5 protein-coding genes are annotated in these 3,926 nt (G+C 72.9%); 4 read left to right on the top strand and 1 reads right to left on the bottom strand.

Going from position 1 to position 3,926, the window contains the following annotated elements; genetic code table 11:
* The 3 genes from SZ60_RS17590 to SZ60_RS15480 all read left to right on the top strand — a co-directional run.
* A partial coding sequence (locus SZ60_RS17590) for a hypothetical protein (RefSeq protein WP_043597584.1) occupies nt 1–450 on the top strand: 450 nt, incomplete at its 5' end.
* Between the two features lie 3 nt (nt 451–453).
* Nucleotides 454–1,230 carry an Fpg/Nei family DNA glycosylase gene (locus SZ60_RS15485; RefSeq protein WP_043597581.1) on the top strand — a complete coding sequence of 259 codons (777 nt, stop codon included), beginning with the start codon at nt 454–456 and terminating at the stop codon, nt 1,228–1,230.
* A 325-nt stretch (nt 1,231–1,555) separates the two neighbouring features.
* On the top strand, nt 1,556–2,290 hold the full coding sequence (locus SZ60_RS15480) for a peroxiredoxin-like family protein (RefSeq protein ID WP_082060215.1): 735 nt from the start codon (nt 1,556–1,558) through the stop codon (nt 2,288–2,290).
* Between the two features lie 62 nt (nt 2,291–2,352).
* On the opposite strand, the gene SZ60_RS15475 is transcribed toward SZ60_RS15480, so the two are convergent.
* A complete protein-coding gene (locus SZ60_RS15475; protein ID WP_043597579.1) occupies nt 2,353–2,817 on the bottom strand; it encodes an MSMEG_6728 family protein in 465 nt (154 codons plus the stop codon).
* Nucleotides 2,818–3,023: 206 nt separating this feature from the next.
* Here SZ60_RS15475 and SZ60_RS15470 point away from each other — a divergent pair, with 206 nt between their 5' ends.
* Nucleotides 3,024–3,716: a peroxiredoxin-like family protein gene (locus tag SZ60_RS15470; RefSeq protein ID WP_043597573.1), complete on the top strand. Its 693-nt coding sequence runs from the start codon at nt 3,024–3,026 to the stop codon at nt 3,714–3,716.
* Nucleotides 3,717–3,926 lie beyond the last annotated feature (210 nt).

The raw sequence follows: 3,926 nt of genomic DNA, 5'->3' as shown, positions 1-3,926 counted from the left end.
AGCGCGGCGGCACGAGCCGCCACCGCCGCGGCGGCGACCACGGCGACGGGAGCCGGGACGCGCGCCGAGGCGGGCTCCGCGGGTGACGCGACCCGCGCCTCCTCGGGGGGTTCCGACCGCGGGACGAACGACCCGTCCGGAGGCGCGGGCGACAAGAAGAAGTCCGGTCACCGCCCGGGGCGCAAGGCCGGTTCGCTCGTGGTGCTCGTCGACGGCCGACTCGTCGTCTACGTCGAACGCGGCGGCAAGACCGTGCTGACCTTCGGCGAGCCGGACGAGCGCGAACTCGCCCTGGCCGCGGGTTCGCTGGCCGCCACCGTGCGCAACCGCATCGGCAAGCTCGCGGTCGAACGGGTCGACGGCACGTTCGTGCTGGGCACCGCCCTCGGCGACGCCCTGCGCGATGCCGGATTCGCACCGACGCCGAGCGGCATCCGGTTGAGGGCCTGACCGATGCCCGAAGGAGACACCGTCTACCGCGCCGCCAAGAACCTCGACGCGGTGCTGCACGGCCAGACGCTCACCGCCAGCGACTTCCGGGTGCCGGCGTTCGCCACCGTCGACCTCAGTGGTGAGGTGATCGACGACGTGATCGCGCGCGGCAAGCACCTGCTGCACCACATCGGCGACCTGACGCTGCACACGCACCTCAAGATGGAGGGCTCGTGGCACGTCTACCGGCACGGCACGAAGTGGAAGCGCCCGGCCTACCAGGCGCGCGTGGTGCTCGAGACCGCCGACTGGGTCGCCGTCGGGTTCGACCTCGGCATCGTCGAGCTCGTGACCCGCGACGACGACGACAGCGTGGTCTCGTACCTCGGCCCCGACCTGCTCGGCCCCGACTGGGACGCCGCGCGGGCCCTCGCCAACCTCGAGGCCGACCCGGCCCGCGAGGTCGGACTCGCACTGCTCGACCAGCGGGTGCTCGCCGGGGTGGGCAACGTGTACCGCAACGAGCTCTGCTTCCTCCGGGGCGTCCTGCCGACGCGTCCCGTCGGCGAGGTCGAGAACCGACCCAAGATGATCGACCTCGCGCACCGGCTGATCCAGGCCAACAAAGACCGGGTCGACCGCACCACGACCGGCAACCTCCGCGGCACGACGGACTGGGTCTACGGCCGGGCGGGCAAGCCGTGCCTGCGCTGTGGCACGAAGATCCTGCGGGGCGAGCTCGGCGAGAGCGAACTCGAGCTGCGCGACACCTACTGGTGCCCGCACTGCCAGAGCTGACGGTCGCCTGTCCGACCGGCAGGCCGCCTCGCCACCACGCCACCACGCCACCACGCCACCACGCCACCACGATGTGAACATCCCGCCACGCAATCGTGTGGCGGGATGTTCACATCGTGGCGGCATGGGTCGGCGGCCGAGCAGCGCCGGGATGCAGGGTCGATCGGCAGGGCAGGGTCCGAGCGCCCGAGCGCCCGAGCGCCCGGCCGTCCGGCCGCATGTGACGCCCCGTGACGCGACTCGGCGTCGGTCCGAGGCGACGTGCCTACGATCGGCGACACCCGACGGCCGTACCCGGCGAGCCCGTCAGCGCGAGAGGATGACCATGTCGAACACCAGCACCCCCGACACCGCCAGCACCCCCGACAGCGGCACCGCCGGCACCACCGGCCCCGCCACCACCATCGCGGACCAGGTGACCGACTTCAACCAGGGCTTCACCGCGCAGATCGGCCCCGACTTCTCGAAGGTCTTCGACGACGAACAGAGCGCCCTGCGCGAGGCCGGCGTACCCGACGACGCCGTGAAGCCCGGTGACACCGTCGTCGAGGCGACGCTGCTGACGCCCCAGGGCACCGAGGTCTCACTCGCCGAGACCGTCGGCGAGGGGCCCGCCGTGCTCGTCTTCTACCGCGGCGCCTGGTGCCCGTACTGCAACCTGACGCTCAAGACCTACCAGGCCGAGTTGCTGCCGCGCCTCCGTGAGCGCGGCGTCGCCCTCGTCGCCATCAGCCCCCAGACCCCCGAGGGCTCCGAGGCGTCGGTGACGAACGGCAGCCTCGAGTTCCCCGTGCTGTCCGACCCGGGCAACGTGCTCAGCGGAGCCCTCGGCATCCGGACCGAGCCCAGCGCCGACGCCCGTGCCGTCCACACCCAGCTCGGGTTCGACGTCGCCGACAGCAACGCCGACGCGACGGGCGACATCCCCTTCCCCACCGTGCTCGTCGTCGACCACGACGGGGTCGTCGTCTTCGCCGACGTCCACACCGACTACACGACGCGCACCGAGGTCGACGAGATCGTCGCCGCCCTCGACCTGCTGGAGGCGCGCGCGGCCTGACCCCGCCCGGTCACCGCGCTCGGTCACCGCGCTCGGTCACCCCGCCCGGGCACCCCGCCCGGTCACCGCGACGCGTCGCCCGCGGTCGGCACGGGCCAGACGTAGTCGAGGTCGGCGGGTTCGTCGCCGAACACCGCGGCGTAGGACTCGGGTGCCTTCGCCAGCAGCTTCGACCGGTGCGAGCGGTGGACGTCCTCCCGGCCGAACCACGGAGGCAGCTCGAACTCGTCCGCGCGGAACGCCGCCGCGTCGGCGGGCGCCTCGTCGAGGGTGGCGAGCGTCTTGTCGAGGCAGGTGTCGGCGAATCCCCGAGCCACCCAGGCCGCGCAGGTCGCGACCTGGTACGCCATCAGGGCCGGCCGGTGCCCCCGCCACATCGCGGTGACCGGATGGCTCTGCCAGCCGTAGCCGGGCACGACGAGTGCCCGCATGACCTGGAGCGTCTCGACCCGCTGCTTGCCGAGCCGCTTGTCGTCGAGCACCTCGGCGCTGGCACGGAAGTCGGCGTAGGGGAGGAACGTCTGCACCGCACCAGCCAACACGCCCGTGCGGGACGACGGGCGGCCGTCGAGGACGACGGGCGGCCGTCGAGGACGAGCGCGCGGCCGCGCCCGGCCCGGACGATTGCGAACACCACCCCTCGCCATGCGGTCGCCCGGGCACGCATCCGCCTACCCTCGATCGAGGTGACCGACCCGAACCCGGTGCACCCCGTCACGGTCGAGAGGACCCCATGTCGAACGCCGACTCCCCCATCCCCACCCGCATCGCCGACCAGGTGACCGAGTTCAACGAGGGCTTCAACGCCGAGATCGGCGCGGACGCCACGAGGGTCTTCGACGACGAGCAGTCCGGTCTGCGCGACACGGGGGTCCCGGCGGCCGCCGTCCGGGTGGGCGACACCATCGTGGACGCGACGCTCGTGACGACCGCCGGTGACGAGGTCTCGCTGTCGGAGACCGTCGGCGAGGGCCCGGCCGTCCTGGTCTTCTACCGCGGTGCCTGGTGCCCCTACTGCAACCTGACGCTCAAGACCTACCAGGCCGACCTGCTGCCCGAACTGCGCGAGCGCGGCGTCGCCCTGGTCGCGATCAGCCCCCAGACGCCCGAGGGCAGCGAACGGTCCGTCGCGAACGGCGGCCTCGAGTTCCCGGTGTTGTCCGACCCGGGCAACGTCCTCGTCCGGGCGCTGGGCATCCAGACCGAACCGGTCGCGGCCGCCCGGGCGGTGCACTCCGACCTCGGGTTCGACGTCGCCGACAGCAACGCCGACGCGACCGCCGACGTGCCGTTCCCGACCGTCCTCGTCGTCGACCGTGACGGCAAGGTCGTCTTCGCCGACGTCCACGTCGACTACACGACCCGCACCGAGGTCGACGAGGTCGTCGCCGCGGTCGACGCGCTCGACACGCCCCCCGCCTCCTGACCGGCACCGCGCCTCCTGCGCCGCACCGCGCCTCCTGCGCCGCGCCGCGCCTCCTGACTCCGAGGAGGCGCGCTCGGCCCCGCTGCGCCGGTCACCCCTGTGCCGTCGACCCCTGTGCCGTCGACCCGCGTGCCGTCGACCCCTGGCACACCGCGAAGAACCCCGTTCCGTGCGGTGGACCCCGACGATTCGGGGTCCACCGCACGCAAC

The sequence above is a fragment of the Frigoribacterium sp. MEB024 genome (assembly GCF_000878135.1).
GTDB lineage: Bacteria > Actinomycetota > Actinomycetes > Actinomycetales > Microbacteriaceae > Frigoribacterium.
Note: the sequence above shows the minus strand (reverse complement) of the source record. Positions and strands in the feature narration are given on the sequence as shown.

What these genes read in the sequence shown, in the direction of transcription:
- SZ60_RS15485 (WP_043597581.1), top strand. Translation starts at nt 454, where the DNA reads ATGCCCGAAGGAGACACCGTCTACCGCGCCGCCAAGAACCTCGACGCG.
- SZ60_RS15480 (WP_082060215.1), top strand. Translation starts at nt 1,556, where the DNA reads ATGTCGAACACCAGCACCCCCGACACCGCCAGCACCCCCGACAGCGGC.
- SZ60_RS15470 (WP_043597573.1), top strand. Translation starts at nt 3,024, where the DNA reads ATGTCGAACGCCGACTCCCCCATCCCCACCCGCATCGCCGACCAGGTG.